This is a genomic window from Halomicrobium sp. IBSBa (assembly GCF_017612575.1).
GTDB lineage: Archaea > Halobacteriota > Halobacteria > Halobacteriales > Haloarculaceae > Halomicrobium.
The window spans coordinates 297,066-310,303 of record NZ_JADPQC010000001.1 but is presented as its reverse complement, the minus strand read 5'-3'; the positions used below and the strand labels follow the sequence as shown (position 1 = coordinate 310,303).

The following is a 13,238-nucleotide window of genomic DNA, read 5'->3' as shown; positions in this document are numbered from 1 at the left end:
GCGTTCCCTACTGTCGGGTACGAGATGCGGCGTGACTACTTCGACATCGACGTGAGCGGGACCGAGGAGTCGTCGACCGACGATCCGGTAATCGCGATCGCGTTCGACGGTCCCGACGAACTCCTGTCGGATCGACTCACCAGCGACGGTGGCACACTCGACGCGGGCGAACTGGACGTGACCTATCGCACCCGAGCCGACGGCAGCGAGGCGGCTGGCGTCCTCTCGATCGCGAACCGCCACAACGGCGAGTACGTCCTCGAAGCGAACGTCGCCCCGAGCGTCGTCGAGTCGGTCGTCGCCGCCGCCAGCGACGGCGAGGACACCAGATACCGCCTCCGGCTCACGGACGGCGACGGGAAATCGACGGTCTACACGAAGGAGATCCTGCTCGTCTACGACGAGAGCGGCAGCCTCAGCCGCGGACGGAGCCTCATTCCCGGCGGCGTCGAACTCTAGACGCGCCGTTCGATCGCCGGCAGTATCGTCGTCACGTCCGCTCTGACGACGACCGCGGCCGCGTCGTCTTTCTCCGTCGGATCGAGGTTCACGATGCCGACCGTCGCGCCCGACCGCGCCGCCCTGCCGGGGAGCCCCGCGGCGGGATCGACGGTCAGCGACGACCCCGCGACCAGCAGCCAGTCTGCCCGGTGGGCCAGCCGGTTCGCCCGCTCGATCGCTTCGCCCGGTAGCGATTCGCCGAACAGCACCACGTCGGGCCGCAAGACGCCGCCACACTCACACCGTGGCGGCCGCTCTCCTCCGGCCGCCCGCTCGAAGACCGGCTCGGCGGCCGTCCGCCGCCCACAGTCGTCACAGACGACCCGCTCGTTGGTCCCGTGGAGTTCGATCAGATCCTCGGTACCGGCCCCTCTGTGGAGGCCGTCGACGTTCTGGGTGACGACGGCGTCGACGTGTCCCTCTGCTTCCAGCGTCGCGATGGCCTCGTGCGCGGCGTTGGGCGCGACCGATCCGCCGCCGGTGAGTCGCTCCCTGAGTTCGAGACGGTCGGCCCAGAACCCCGCGGGGTCCGCGTCCAGCCGTCGGCGGTGAAACGCCTTCGGATCGAACTCCGACCAAAGGCCGTCCTCGCCGCGGAAGGCGGGGATGCCGGAGGCGGTACTCACGCCAGCGCCGGTGAGGACGACGGCGGTGTCGCTCTCGCGCAGGGACGCCACGAGGTCGGCGACCTTCGATTCGGTGGCCTGATCCATACCGGCGCTTCGTGGCCGGTGGGGCTAAATTCGGCGATTCCGCCGCCGAATCGCACGGTCGAGTTAACTGTCTCCAGTCCTCAGCAGGTGCTATGTGCTTCGCAGCACTTCTGAACGGCGACGCGACGGATCGCTCGGCCCTGGAGATCGTTCGGGACGAACTCCCCCGCTCGCTGGGGAACGGGACCGTCGCGGCGTTGCTGGTGATCGCCGTGTCGGTTCTCGAAGGGGCGTCGCTGACGGTGACTGCGGGGCTGGCCCTCGGCGCTGTCGCGCTCGGTGCTGTCCTGCATCAGTCTGTGTTACTCGTCGGCGTGGCACTGCTCCGGGGCCGTGAGCGACTACGTGGGCCGTCGTCGGTCGACGGTTGATCGGACCGCTCGCGCGTGCCGGCAACAGCCTCCGGCAGGGGAAAAAGATGGGATTTAAGCGGGCGCGAGACGCCCCTACGTATGACATGAAATTGCACGAGTACCAGGCGAAGCAGGTCTTCGCCGACGCGGGGGTTCCGACGCCCGCATCGACGCTGGCGACGACCGTCGACGACGCGGTCGACGCCGCCGAAGAGATCGGCTATCCGGTCGCGATCAAGGCACAGGTGCAGGTGGGCGGCCGCGGCAAGGCCGGCGGGATCAAGCTCGCCGAGAACGCCGAGCAGGCCCGTCAGTACGCCGACGAGATTCTCGGCATGAACCTCAAGGGCCTCCACGTCGACCGCGTCCTCGTCGAGGAAGCCGTCGACTTCGTCAACGAACTGTACGTCGGCGTGACGATGGACCGCGGCGAGGGCGAACCCGTCGCGATGGTCTCGACACGCGGCGGCGTCAACATCGAGGAGGTCGCCGAAGAAGAGCCCGAGGCGATCGCGCGCGAGCACATCGACCCGGCCTTCGGCATGCACCACTACCAGGCCCGGAAGGTCGTCTACGACGCCGGTGTCGACCGCGAGGTCGCCAACGACGTCGCCGGCGTCCTCAAGACGCTGTACGACCTCTGGGAGGACAAGGACGGCTCCGACGCCGAGATCAACCCGCTGATGGTCACGGCCGACGACGAGGTCATCGCGGCCGACGCCGTGATGAACGTCGACGACGACGCCCTGTTCCGTCACCCCGACCTGGAGGAGATGGAAGACGAGGCCGACGCCGGCGACGAACTCGAACAGAAGGCCGACGAGTACGGCTTCGACTACGTCCGCCTGTCGGGCAACGTCGGCATCATCGGCAACGGTGCCGGGCTGGTCATGACGACGCTCGACCTCGTCGACCACTTCGGCGGCGAGCCGGCCAACTTCCTCGACGTGGGCGGCGGTGCGAAGGCCCAGCGGATCGCCAACGCGCTGGACATGGTGTTCTCCGACGACAACGTCGACTCCGTCGTGTTCAACATCTTCGGCGGGATCACGCGGGGCGACGAGGTCGCCAAGGGGATCAACCAGGCGCTCGAACAGTTCGACGAGATTCCCAAGCCCGTCGTCGTCCGACTCGCGGGCACCAACGCGGAGGAAGGCATGGAGATTCTCAACGAAGACCTCGTGACCGTACGACAGACGCTGGAGGACGCCGTCGAACAGGCAGTCATCTACGCCGAGGAGGTGGAAGCATGAGTGTATTAGTCGACGAGGACACCCGCGTCGTCGTTCAGGGGATCACGGGCGGCGAAGGGAAGTTCCACACCGAGCAGATGATGGAGTACGGCACCAACGTCGTCGCCGGTGCCGTGCCCGGCCGCGGCGGCCAGGAGGTCGCTGGCGTGCCGGTCTACGACACCGTCGACCGCGCCGCACGCGAGGAGAACGCCAACACCGCCGTCGTGTTCGTCCCGCCGGCCTTCGCCGGTGACGCCCTGTTCGAGGCACTCGACGCACCGGTCGACCTCGTCGTCGCCATCACCGAGGGCATTCCGACCCAGGACATGTCCCGCGTCAAGCGCAAGCAGGACGAGACCGACACCCACCTCGTGGGTCCGAACTGTCCGGGCGTCATCACGCCGGGCGTCGCGAAACTCGGCATCCTGCCGGGCAACATCTTCTCGTCGGGCGACGTGGGTCTGGTCTCTCGCTCCGGGACGCTGACCTACCAGGTCGTCGACAACCTCACCAACCGCGACATCGGCCAGTCGACCGCCATCGGTATCGGCGGCGACCCGATCATCGGGACGAGCTTCATCGACGCGCTGGAACTGTTCGAAGCCGACCCCGACACGAAGGCCGTCGTCATGTGCGGCGAGATCGGCGGCGAGGACGAAGAGCAGGCCGCCCGCTACATCGGCGAGCACATGGACACGCCCGTCGCCGGCTTCATCGCCGGCCGCACCGCCCCGCCGGGCAAGCGCATGGGCCACGCCGGTGCCATCGTCTCCGGCAGCGGGACCGGCACCGCCGAGTCCAAGATCGACGCCCTGGAGAGCAACGGCGTACCGGTCGGTGACACGCCCGAGGAAGTCGTCGACCACGTCGAAGACATCCTGTAGCGACGACGAATCGCCGTTCGCTGGATTTTTCTTTGCTGACCGACTCCGAGAGCGACGCGCTGGGGAGAACGGCGTCCTCGCGAGCGAAGGCTCGATAGACGAGCGGTGAGGATGTCACAGAACCAGTCACATCTCTCATACTGCCAGCTGTAACTGTTTCAAGAGATTCGCGAGCACGGGGTCAAGAAATTCTTTACAGACTTACAGCCGGCAGTACCAATAGCTTCCCGAAAAGCGGTGTCTGAGAGCTAGGGAAAATTGCCGGTATGCAGAAGTAGCAACAGCAGTCCTCTCGATCGGTGTCAGAAAACCAGCCAACCATTCTATGACACCTTCTTTCAATGGCTACTATAGCCGGAGGCGGGACTGTGCCGCTCTTTTATCCGGACGACGTCATACTGATGGCCGTCGGCGCGATCGCCCTCTGGATCTTCACCAGTTGAGACCGCCAGCAGTAGCAGACTAATTAAAGAGTCGTCGGTGAAGAATTCCGGTTAGGACCCTGGTCCACACTGGAAACGAGAGACCTGCTTAGGATCGCTGAACCTGTACACTGATTGTTATATATCTCTATGTTTTTGTATTATAAGCGGATAAGTATAAAATAGGTTTTAAGTTAAATGCGATGTCCAATAAAAAGACACGACGAGCACTGTTGAAAGGAGTTGGAACCGCCGCAGTCGGCGTCACCGTTGGTGCCTCCGCTACAGGTGCGGCCAGTGCAGGCTCTTGTGACGACCCGTACTCGGACCGCTCCAGTGTGACCGAGACCTATTTGAGCGGCAAAGACGGATCTACCGACTTTGTCGAAAAAGAGTTCGCAGAAGTGGCTGTGGTCGAAGTCGATGGGCCGATCCTACAAGATGAGAACAGTAACAGAGCAAAGTACTACGTGGATGTTCACCAACTGGCAACGACGTACGTGAAATCGGACGGTGAGCCACAGATCGATATCATGGATCAGACTGTCAACATAGAGTATCCGGACGAGGGGAGTACATCGGCAGAGTGGGATTTCCCCGACCCGGACAGCGAACCGACTTGGATCAGTCGTGCGAGTGCAGATTCAGTGGATGACGATTACTCCCTGCACGACTTTGCGCACGACGCGGCTGTCGAGACGTTCAAACTCGGGGTCGACTTATTCGAAGATACTGTCGCGACACCTGTGAAAGTCGGAGTCGACCTTTATGACTACGCGAAGAAGTCAGCAGAACTCGCCAGTAAATACGACGACGCGACCAGTTCCACCCGTGCGTGGGACTATTCGTGGTTTTACTCCGGTGACGAAGCGTCCTCGACATCGTTCACCTCGATGACATTCAAAGTGACAGACATTCCCTGGGGTGCGATTGAGAGCCACACGGTCGAAGTCGAAAGCCGAACTGGTCAGGAGGGAACGATGCACACCCACGAGTTCAACTTCGACCTCCACGGTCCGGAACTCTGTCGGTAACTGGTCGGCTTTTCGACCTCCCGCGCTCGCTTTGCTCACGCGGATGCTACTGCTCAGTGCTTTGGCTGTACTGACCGATCCAGCCAACTGTGGCAACTGCTCTGTGCTAACGAGCAGTGCGTGGTTCGGCGCGAAGCGAGTCTATCTCCGTGCCGGTCGGTGACACGCCCGAGGAAGTCGTCGACCACGTCGAAGACATCCTGTAGCGGGCCAGACAGCAGCCCGCGAACCGGCGATCGGAGACACCTTCACGATCTTTTACTTTCGACGGGTCACGCCGACACTCGCTGGATAGCCGTCCAGCGATTTTACCGATAATACTCGGTTTCCGGGTCGGAGACCCCCTGACGTGAACGTTCCGATGTAGTTATAGTGGGTGAGCGGGAACGCTCAACTATGCCACATATCTGCCGGGAGTGCAAGCGCACCTTCGACACCGAACTCGAACTCGAACTCCACCGAGACACCTGCAGTGCCGGTGAGCTGTTCTGTGACGAGTGCGGGGAACGGTTCTCCGAGCGGGCGGGCACAGAGGACGGCTGGCACTATCGATGCCCGAACGACGACTGCGACGGCGAAGGGATCGACGACGCGATCCACCGGGTATCGAAGGCCCGCGTCCAGACGCCCTGAGCCGGGTTCTCGTCGCCGTTTGCCCGGTCGAGCGCACGGCGTCCGGCAGAACTACGTCCGGACGGGCTCGGGAGACGCCGGGCTCAATCGGTCAGTCCCGCAGGAGCGCCTCGATCCGGCCCAGCGCACGCTGGCACACGGGCGCGTAGCCCGCCGCGAGCAGTGGAATCTCGAAGACGACCCGGCAGCGGTCCGCGCGGACGTGCTCGACGCGGTGGCCGGTCGCGGGGATCTTCGCGACCCGCCACGTCCACCGGTAGTCCCGGCAGCTCGTGATCTCGAACGGAACCGTCCCGACCGGCGTCGTCACACGGCCGGTCGTTCCCCGTTCGACGATCCGCTCGCTCGACTCGACCGCCCGCACCGACGGTCCCCAGTCGGGCCACTGGTTCGTGTCCGTGAGAACGTCCCAGGCGGCGTCGCGGGTCGCCGGAATCACTCGGCTCACACAGAGGCGACGCCCGTCTGGAGTTCGATCGACGTTCAGCGCCACGGCTGTAGTTCGTTCTCACTGCTAATAAACGGGGGGCAACTATAGGGGAGTTCGGTCACAAGCGTCGGGCAGATGATCGAAGCTCGGGACCTTCGCAAGGAGTACGGGGACTTCGTCGCCGTCGAGGGGAGCACGTTCTCCGTCGACCAGGGCGAGGTGTTCGGCGTCATCGGCCCGAACGGTGCGGGCAAGACGACGACGCTGAAGATGCTCTCCGGCCTGCTCGAACCGACCAGCGGCGACGTGTCCGTCGCCGGCTACGACGTGACCGACACCGAGATGCGCCAGCAACTCGGCTTCCTCCCCGAGGAATCGCCCCTCTACGAGGAGATGACGCCGCTGTCGTACCTCCGATTCTTCGCGGACCTGTACGACGTGCCGACGGACGTGGCGACCGAACGGATGCACGACACGCTGGACGAGCTCGAACTCGAACACCGCGAGCGCAAGCTGGGCGACATGTCTAAGGGGATGAAGCGGAAGGTCGCCATCGCCAGATCGCTGATCAACGATCCGGACGTGCTGGTCTACGACGAACCCGCCAGCGGACTCGACCCGCTGACGACGAACTACGTCATCCAGTTCACCGAGCAGTTGGCTCGGGAGGGCAAGACCATCGTCTTCTCGGCGCACAACCTTTACCACGTCGAGACGATCTGTGACCGCGTGGCGATCATGAACGAGGGCCAGATCGTCGCTCGCGGCGATCTGGAAGCCCTCCAGGACGAGTACGGCGACCGGGAGTACCACGTCTACGCGACCGTCGAGGTGCCCGGCGCGGTCGCGGAGAACGGCAACTGGCGGCGCGTCGTCGAGACGATGGACGGCGTCGAGGACGTACGGGCGGCCGCCGCCGAACGCGGCGGCGAGGTCATCGACATCAGGACCGAGGAGTCGAGTCTCGAAGAGGTGTTCCTCAACGTCGCCGAGAGCGAGACGCCGGGGACCCGCTACGTCGAGGAGGCCTAGATGAATCCGCGGAAGCTACTGCGGATCGCCAAGTGGGAGGTGACCAAGAACGCCGGGGGCGTCGACAAGCGGACCGTCGCCATCATGGCCGTCTCGGTCGTGGCGATGGTGCTGGTCGCCGGGCTCGCAGCCAGCAGCGGGGCCAGCGGACTCGACAGCGGGCTCTACCGGATCGGCGTCGACGAGTCGAGTTCCTACTACGCCCCGGCCAGCGACGACGCGGCGTTCGTCGTCCAGGAGCCAGACCCCGCGGCGGTCGAACGCGGCGACCAGGAACTGCTCTTCGTCGGGACACAGCTGGCGAGCAGTCCGGAAGACCCCAAAGAGCGGGCGGCGCTCGGTGAGTTCCGCACGAGCGTCGACCGGTACAACAGCCGCCGGATGGCCCGCGACGACAACCAGACCGCCGCAGAGCCCGTTTCGGTGACGCTGGTCTACCTCGAACAGTCCGGCGTCTCTGAGACGATCGCGTCCGACAGCGGCTCGGGCGATGGCGGCGACGGCGACGGTGACGGTAGCAGTGCCGGCGGAGCTGGCGGTGGGAGCGGCGGCGACGGCGGCAGTGCCAGCGGCTCGACCGACAGCGATGCCGGGGGGCTGGCCGGGTTCGGTGCGGGACTGACGGGCGGGTCGACCACCGGCTCTCCCTCGGACATTCAGCCGCCTTTCCCCTTCGAGTCGCTCGTGCTCGCCTTCCTGTTTATCGTCCCGATGAACTTCGTCATCCAGGCCTACGGCTCGACGATGCTCTCCGAGCGGCTCAACCGCCGGGGGGAACTGCTGCTGGTCTCTCCAGTCAGCCGGTTCGACATCGTCGCTGGGAAGACGCTACCGTACTTCCTCGGTGCCATGGGCGTCGTGACGGCGATTACGCTCGGTCTGCGCTTCGGGAACCTGACTGCCGGCGGCGGGCCGATCGCGGTCCTGGCGATGCTCCCGATCGCACTGCTCTTCCTCTCGGCGACGTTCTGTGGCGCGATGTTCGCGCGGTCGTTCAAGGAACTGACCTTTGTCACGGTGACCGTGACGGTCTCGCTGACCAGTTACGCCTTCGTGCCGGCGATCTTCACGGACGTGACGCCGATCGCGCTGATCTCGCCGCTGACGGTCGTGGTTCGCGATCTCCAGGCCCAGACTGTGACGGCGAGTAACTTCGCGTTCTCGACGATTCCGCCCACGTTGACGGCCGTCGTCCTGTTCGGACTGGGGGCCGGGCTCTACCGGGAAGAGGACATGTTCACCCAGCGAGCGATCCCGCTGAAAGTGCTCGACGCGCTCTCGGGCCGGATCAAGTCGAACTGGAGTGCGCTGAAACTCTCCGTGTTGCTGATCCCGCTCGTGTTAGTCGCTGAACTGGTGGCGATCGCACTGATCTTCCCGCTGCAGGGGCTGTCGGCGGCACTGACGATCCCTCTGATCCTCGGTGCGGTCGTCCTCATCGAAGAAGTCGCGAAGAGTCTGCACCTCTACGCCGGCTACACCAGCGGTCGGTACGACCGGTCGCTCCGGACCGGGGTGATCGTCGGCACACTCAGTGGCGTGGGGTTCTTCCTGGCAGAGAAGGTGACGCTCGTGGCGCAACTGGTCAATCCGGGACTCCGCGAGATCCAGACCAGCCAGGTCGGGCTGGAACTGCTGCCGTCCGGCGTGCCGCTCTGGGTCACCGTCCCCGTCCTCTTGCTCCTGCCGCTCCTCTTGCACGTCGTCACCGCGACGGTCTCCTCGCTCGGGGCGCGGCGCTCTCGGCGGTCGTACCTGCTGGCCCTGGGGGCCGCGATGGTGATTCACTTCGCCTACAACTACACGGTGGTGATCGCCCTTGGCCAGTGATCGCTCGCTGGACCCGCGGCTCGTGATCGCCCGCCGGGACCTGGCGTCGCTCGGGCGCGAGAAGACGATCGTGCTCGCGATTCTGATCCAGCTGTTCGTGGCGGCGTTCTCGTCGTTCCTCGTGGTCGGGCTCACGTCGCTGTACGATCCCGGTTCGGTCGAGTCGGGCGGCATCGAGATGGCCGTCACCGGCGACGCCCAGCAAGAGCTGTTCGAGGCCGTCGCGGAGACCGACGGCGTCCAGCCGGTCGCGTTCGACGCGACCGACGACGCACAGCAGGCGTTCAACGTCGGACGCGTCGACGCGGTGTTGACGGGAACGTACGCGTCACCCGACAGTGACGGCCAGGTAATCAGGGTGACGGCGATCGCGCCCGACAGCAGCATCCGGACGACGTTGATCGTCGTCCAACTGCGCGAGGTGCTGAAGACCCTGGAGCGCAACGAACGGTTCGAGCGCGCCGAATCGCTCGATGCGCCGCCCCTCGAACTCCCGCCGGAGGCGAACGCCAGCCCGTACTTCAGCTTCACCTACACCGTCTTGATCCCGCTCTTGCTGTTCTTGCCGCCGTTCATCAGCGGCTCGGTCGCCGTCGACACCATCACCGAGGAGATCGAACGCGGCACGCTCGAACTGCTGCGGGTCGCGCCGGTCAGCCTGGTCGACGTGGTCGACGGCAAGTCCCTGGCGATGATCGCGCTGGCACCGGCACAGGCGGCGCTGTGGATCGGCTTGCTGTCGGTCAACGGCATCGCGGTGTCGAATCCGCTGGCGCTGTTGGTGTTCGTCGCCGCGACGGCGGCGATCGTCGTCGTCTTCGGCGTCGTGCTGGGACTGCAACTCGGTCGCCGACGGCCCGCACAACTCCTGTATTCGGTCCTGACGCTGGTGGTCTTCGGCGCGGCGATCCTCCTGCCGGAACACCCATCGACGACGGCGGCCAAGCTCGCGGTCGACAGCCCGTCGCTCGTGACCTACGGCCACGTCGCCGGCTACGTCGTCGCCGCCGTGGTGCTGTTCGTGGTCGCGCGCCGGTACGTCGCCCGCGTCGAGCCCGAGTCGCTGTAGTCGACCGTCGCCGACGTACCTTTTTGTGGCACCGTCTGCTGGCTCGGGTATGGAGTACACGACGCTGGGTTCGACCGGGATCGAGGTCTCGAAGATCTGTCTGGGGTGTATGAGCTTCGGCACCTCCGAGTGGCGCGACTGGGTCCTCGACGAGTCCGAGAGTCGAGCGGTCATCGACCGCGCGATCGACCTGGGGATCAACTTCTTCGATACGGCCAACATGTACTCGGCGGGCGAGTCCGAGCGCGTCCTCGGTGAGGCGCTGTCGGGGTACGACCGCGACGAGCAGGTCGTCGCCACGAAGGGGTTCTTCCAGATGGACGAGGACGACCCCAACTCCGGCGGCCTCTCGCGGAAGGCCATCGAGCAGGAGCTATCAGCCTCGCTGGAGCGGCTGGGGATGGACACCGTCGACCTCTACCAGACCCACCGCTGGGACGACGACACGCCCATCGAGACGACGCTGCGGACGCTGGACGACGCCGTCCGCCGCGGCCAGATCCGCCACGCCGGTGCCTCCTCGATGTGGACCTACCAGTTCGCCGATGCCCTGGGGACCAGCGAGCGGGAGGACCTGAGCCGCTTCGAGACGATGCAGAACCACTATAACCTCCTCTATCGCGAGGAGGAACGCGAGATGCTCCCCTTCTGCCAGCGGGAGGACGTCGCCGTCATCCCGTGGAGCCCGCTCGCCCGCGGCTACCTCACGCGCCCTCACGAGGAGTTCGACGCCACGACGCGGGGCCAGACCGACGACTACGCGCGAGAACATCCCTACTTCGAGGGCGGCGGCCGCGAGATCAACGAGCGCGTTCAGGAACTGGCCGAGGAGAAGGACGCGACGATGGCCCAGATCGCGCTCTCGTGGCTCCTGCACAAGGACGCCGTGGACGCCCCCATCGTCGGGACGACGACGATCGAGCACCTCGAACAGGCCGTCGCCGCGCTCGACATCTCGCTGGCCGACAGCGACGTCGAGTGGCTGGAAGCGCCCTACGAGCCGGTGCCGGTTTCGGGTCACGAGTAGCGAGGCGCGCTGGGTGCGAGGCGCGCTGTGAGCGAAGCGAGCAGCGGGCCTCGGAAGGGCGAGCGGGAGTCGAAGCGACACGTGAGCAGCGGGCCTCGGAGGGGCGAGCGGGAGTCGAAGCGACACATATTACGTAGTTTTACACCGAAAACAGGGTTAGGGCACCCGTCCACCGGGGGTTCCGCGCTCGCTCGACGGAGTCGTGCCGGCCTGTTCGTGGGTGTGGTGGTAGAACCGCAACTGCGGGCCGCCGTCGTCGATCGGTTCGAAGCAGACCCGTCGGAAGCGCTCGTTCTCGATCAGGTTCACCGCGACGCCCTCCTCGTGGACCGAGACAGAGTTGTAAGCGGTCTCACAGATCGGACAGCGCTCCGGTGGCTCACCGACGCCCGCCTGGGCTGCCTCGTCGCCGCTCATCGCTGGCTCCTGGCTGTCTCGCAGTTGTGCTCGTGAGATATCTCGGTCGGGTTGCCGAACACCGCCACACGCCACCGAACGGTGTCGCTCTGTCTGACTGCACACGTCATGTCCGCCACTGGGAAGAGGAGGCCCAAAGTTCCCCGGGCGACACCCCTTATTGCCCTCGCGCCTAACGTCGAGTATGCGCCCTCTGCTCTCGATGGAGTGGCGAAACGTCCTGTTCGCCCACTGGCCGGTCCCGGTCGAGACGGTCGCTCGGTCGCTGCCCGAGGGACTCTCCGTCGACACTTTCGACGGGTCTGCGTGGCTCGGCGTCGTCCCCTTCCGGATGGCGGACATCCGGCCGCGGGGCTCCCCGATCGGACGCTCGTTCTACGAGCTGAACCTCCGGACGTACGTCACGCTGGACGGCCAGCCCGGCGTGTACTTCTACAACCTCGACGCCGACGACCGGCTCGGCGTCGCGGTGGCTCGCCGGCTGTTCCGGCTGCCCTACTACCGCGCTCGGATGACCGCTCATCGTGACGGCTCGCGGACGCGCCTCCAGAGCGTGCGCACTCATCCCGACGCCCCGGACGTTCGATTTCGGGCCAGCTTCGAGCCCACCGGCCTGCCAGAGCCCGCACGCGACGACTCGCTGGCCACGTTCCTCACCGAGCGGTATCGGTTCTACGTGGCCGACGACCGCGGCCGGATCTACTTCGCCGACATCGACCACCCGCCGTGGGACCTCCAACCGGCGACGGTCACGTTCGACCGCAACGACCTGTTCGCCGCCAGCGGCTTCGACACGCCCGACTCCGAGCGGGTCGTCCACTTCAGTCCCGGCCTCGACGTGACCGCGGGCCGACTCCACCGACACGGCTGATCGGCGGCGGCGCTCCTCGATCGCCGGATCACTCAAGCTCCTCGCGCTCCTACGGAGCGACATGTCCGGGCCGCTGCGTCCCCTCTCGATCACGCTCTCGGACGTGTGTTTCCTCCACTGGCCGGTCGCGCCTGCCGCGGTTCGTGCCGTGCTTCCCAACTGGGCCGAACCGGACACGATGGACGACACGGCGTGGGTGTCTGTGCTGTCGCTCTCGATCGATCGCTTCGACGCCTTCGGCGTCCCCGTCCGCGAGCACGTCGAGAGCGTCGCCGTCCGCACGTACGTGCAGACGCCGTCCGGTGACCGTGCGGTCGCCTTTCTCTCGCTGGACGTGACCGACCGTCTCGCCGCCGACGCCCTCCGAACGCTCTTTCACCTGCCGGCGTCCCACGCCGACGTACGACGACGCCGCCAGGACGGCCGCACGGAGGTCGTCTCGCGGCGGCGAGACGCCGCGGACGCGCGACTGGGCGTCACGTTCGAGCCGACTGGAACGCCGACGACGACGGCTCCCGACACCCTCGCCGCCTTCCTGCTCGACCGCGAGCGCTACGTGACGACCGGGCCGCTGGAGACGCGGCTCGTCGGGTCGGTGGGACACCCGCCGTGGACGGTCCAGCCCGCCGACGCGACCGTGACGGAGACGACGCTGCTGAACACGGCGGGGGTCGACGCCCTCGACGGCGAGTCGCTGGCCCACTACAGTTCCGGCGTCCAGATGGGCGTGGGCGTGCTGGAACCGCTGTAGCGACCGGCCGCTCGTCGCCGAACGGTGAGTGGCCGA

15 protein-coding genes are annotated in these 13,238 nt (G+C 65.9%); 12 read left to right on the top strand and 3 right to left on the bottom strand.

Going from position 1 to position 13,238, the window contains the following annotated elements; genetic code table 11:
• Positions 1 to 24: 24 nt before the first annotated feature.
• Entirely contained in the window at positions 25 to 459 is a 435-nt protein-coding gene (locus IL252_RS01705; protein WP_208626217.1) for a DUF5793 family protein, read from the top strand.
• Here the strand turns inward: IL252_RS01705 and IL252_RS01700 are convergent.
• Complete coding sequence (locus IL252_RS01700) at positions 456 to 1,214, bottom strand: Sir2 family NAD-dependent protein deacetylase (RefSeq protein ID WP_208626214.1); 759 nt, start codon at positions 1,212 to 1,214, stop codon at positions 456 to 458. The two genes, IL252_RS01705 and IL252_RS01700, sit on opposite strands and share 4 nt — an antisense overlap.
• A 92-nt stretch (positions 1,215 to 1,306) precedes the next feature.
• Between IL252_RS01700 and IL252_RS01695 the strand changes: the two genes are divergently transcribed.
• The 5 genes from IL252_RS01695 (at position 1,307) to IL252_RS01675 (ending at position 5,775) form a co-directional block, all read left to right on the top strand.
• On the top strand, positions 1,307 to 1,585 hold the full coding sequence (locus IL252_RS01695; RefSeq protein WP_208626212.1) for a hypothetical protein: 279 nt from the start codon (positions 1,307 to 1,309) through the stop codon (positions 1,583 to 1,585).
• Positions 1,586 to 1,671: 86 nt separating this feature from the next.
• Entirely contained in the window at positions 1,672 to 2,820 is a 1,149-nt protein-coding gene (sucC, locus tag IL252_RS01690; protein ID WP_208626209.1) for an ADP-forming succinate--CoA ligase subunit beta, read from the top strand.
• Positions 2,817 to 3,686 carry a succinate--CoA ligase subunit alpha gene (gene sucD, locus IL252_RS01685; protein ID WP_208626206.1) on the top strand — a complete coding sequence of 290 codons (870 nt, stop codon included), beginning with the start codon at positions 2,817 to 2,819 and terminating at the stop codon, positions 3,684 to 3,686. Before sucC ends, sucD begins: the two co-directional genes overlap by 4 nt.
• Positions 3,687 to 4,446: 760 nt before the next feature.
• The gene (locus IL252_RS01680) at positions 4,447 to 5,142 is read left to right on the top strand and encodes a hypothetical protein (RefSeq protein WP_208626204.1); all 696 of its coding nucleotides are present in this window, start codon (positions 4,447 to 4,449) and stop codon (positions 5,140 to 5,142) included.
• A gap of 396 nt (positions 5,143 to 5,538) precedes the next feature.
• Entirely contained in the window at positions 5,539 to 5,775 is a 237-nt protein-coding gene (locus IL252_RS01675) for a transcriptional regulator (protein WP_153553770.1), read from the top strand.
• A gap of 91 nt (positions 5,776 to 5,866) precedes the next feature.
• On the opposite strand, the gene IL252_RS01670 is transcribed toward IL252_RS01675, so the two are convergent.
• Positions 5,867 to 6,223, bottom strand: a complete 357-nt coding sequence (locus tag IL252_RS01670) for an SRPBCC family protein (RefSeq protein WP_244256716.1) — start codon at positions 6,221 to 6,223, stop codon at positions 5,867 to 5,869.
• Positions 6,224 to 6,340: 117 nt separating this feature from the next.
• On the opposite strand from IL252_RS01670, the gene IL252_RS01665 reads away from it, so the two are divergent.
• Genes IL252_RS01665 through IL252_RS01650 form a run of 4 tightly spaced genes read left to right on the top strand, consistent with a single transcriptional unit; the run spans position 6,341 to position 11,163 of the window.
• Positions 6,341 to 7,237: an ABC transporter ATP-binding protein gene (locus tag IL252_RS01665; RefSeq protein WP_170094665.1), complete on the top strand. Its 897-nt coding sequence runs from the start codon at positions 6,341 to 6,343 to the stop codon at positions 7,235 to 7,237.
• Positions 7,238 to 9,067, top strand: coding sequence for an ABC transporter permease (locus IL252_RS01660; RefSeq protein WP_208626201.1), 1,830 nt, complete (start codon positions 7,238 to 7,240; stop codon positions 9,065 to 9,067).
• Entirely contained in the window at positions 9,057 to 10,136 is a 1,080-nt protein-coding gene (locus IL252_RS01655) for an ABC transporter permease (RefSeq protein ID WP_170094661.1), read from the top strand. The genes IL252_RS01660 and IL252_RS01655 overlap by 11 nt, the downstream gene beginning before the upstream one ends.
• 49 nt (positions 10,137 to 10,185) lie before the next feature.
• Positions 10,186 to 11,163 carry an aldo/keto reductase gene (locus IL252_RS01650; RefSeq protein ID WP_208626198.1) on the top strand — a complete coding sequence of 326 codons (978 nt, stop codon included), beginning with the start codon at positions 10,186 to 10,188 and terminating at the stop codon, positions 11,161 to 11,163.
• A 156-nt stretch (positions 11,164 to 11,319) separates the two neighbouring features.
• Here the strand turns inward: IL252_RS01650 and IL252_RS01645 are convergent, their stop codons facing one another.
• Entirely contained in the window at positions 11,320 to 11,580 is a 261-nt protein-coding gene (locus IL252_RS01645; RefSeq protein WP_208626195.1) for a hypothetical protein, read from the bottom strand.
• Between the two features lie 184 nt (positions 11,581 to 11,764).
• On the opposite strand from IL252_RS01645, the gene IL252_RS01640 reads away from it, so the two are divergent.
• Positions 11,765 to 12,451, top strand: a complete 687-nt coding sequence (locus IL252_RS01640; protein ID WP_208626192.1) for a YqjF family protein — start codon at positions 11,765 to 11,767, stop codon at positions 12,449 to 12,451.
• A 61-nt stretch (positions 12,452 to 12,512) separates the two neighbouring features.
• Positions 12,513 to 13,202 carry a YqjF family protein gene (locus IL252_RS01635; protein WP_208626190.1) on the top strand — a complete coding sequence of 230 codons (690 nt, stop codon included), beginning with the start codon at positions 12,513 to 12,515 and terminating at the stop codon, positions 13,200 to 13,202.
• The last annotated feature ends 36 nt before the right edge of the window (positions 13,203 to 13,238 follow it).

Excerpts from the sequence above, each read along its gene's own strand:
- IL252_RS01635 (WP_208626190.1), top strand. The coding sequence starts at position 12,513 with ATGTCCGGGCCGCTGCGTCCCCTCTCGATCACGCTCTCGGACGTGTGT.
- IL252_RS01665 (WP_170094665.1), top strand. The coding sequence starts at position 6,341 with ATGATCGAAGCTCGGGACCTTCGCAAGGAGTACGGGGACTTCGTCGCC.
- IL252_RS01640 (WP_208626192.1), top strand. The coding sequence starts at position 11,765 with ATGCGCCCTCTGCTCTCGATGGAGTGGCGAAACGTCCTGTTCGCCCAC.
- IL252_RS01650 (WP_208626198.1), top strand. The coding sequence starts at position 10,186 with ATGGAGTACACGACGCTGGGTTCGACCGGGATCGAGGTCTCGAAGATC.
- sucC (WP_208626209.1), top strand. The coding sequence starts at position 1,672 with ATGAAATTGCACGAGTACCAGGCGAAGCAGGTCTTCGCCGACGCGGGG.
- IL252_RS01645 (WP_208626195.1), bottom strand. The coding sequence starts at position 11,580 with ATGAGCGGCGACGAGGCAGCCCAGGCGGGCGTCGGTGAGCCACCGGAG.
- IL252_RS01705 (WP_208626217.1), top strand. The coding sequence starts at position 25 with ATGCGGCGTGACTACTTCGACATCGACGTGAGCGGGACCGAGGAGTCG.
- IL252_RS01675 (WP_153553770.1), top strand. The coding sequence starts at position 5,539 with ATGCCACATATCTGCCGGGAGTGCAAGCGCACCTTCGACACCGAACTC.
- IL252_RS01700 (WP_208626214.1), bottom strand. The coding sequence starts at position 1,214 with ATGGATCAGGCCACCGAATCGAAGGTCGCCGACCTCGTGGCGTCCCTG.
- IL252_RS01695 (WP_208626212.1), top strand. The coding sequence starts at position 1,307 with ATGTGCTTCGCAGCACTTCTGAACGGCGACGCGACGGATCGCTCGGCC.
- IL252_RS01660 (WP_208626201.1), top strand. The coding sequence starts at position 7,238 with ATGAATCCGCGGAAGCTACTGCGGATCGCCAAGTGGGAGGTGACCAAG.
- sucD (WP_208626206.1), top strand. The coding sequence starts at position 2,817 with ATGAGTGTATTAGTCGACGAGGACACCCGCGTCGTCGTTCAGGGGATC.